The organism is Secundilactobacillus folii (assembly GCF_009720675.1).
Classification (GTDB): Bacteria; Bacillota; Bacilli; order Lactobacillales; family Lactobacillaceae; genus Secundilactobacillus; species Secundilactobacillus folii.
On record NZ_WNJO01000051.1, the window covers coordinates 1 to 250 of the forward strand.

At 44.4% G+C, this 250-nt stretch carries 1 protein-coding gene; it reads right to left on the reverse strand.

Features of this window, described 5'->3' with window-relative positions:
• A partial coding sequence (locus tag GM612_RS12310) for an MBG domain-containing protein (protein ID WP_246147774.1) occupies nt 1–250 on the reverse strand: 250 nt, incomplete at both ends.

Genomic DNA, 250 nt, shown 5'->3' on the forward strand with positions numbered 1-250 from the left:
GATCAGTGGCTAATGGATTAATGGTATAAGTCCCACCAATGAAGTCACTAGCACTGAATGTGTAGTTCGGGTTAGCCTTTTCAATTGCAGCAATGGCATCAGCATTCAAAGCAACTTGGTAAGTGCCCACATTCGTTGGAATCGTAGCACTGCCATCGAATGTAAAGTCCGTATTCGTTAGATCAACGTGGTTGACCACTTTATCACCGTAAGCAACGGTGAACGTTGGCGTCTTATCACCATAGGTGAT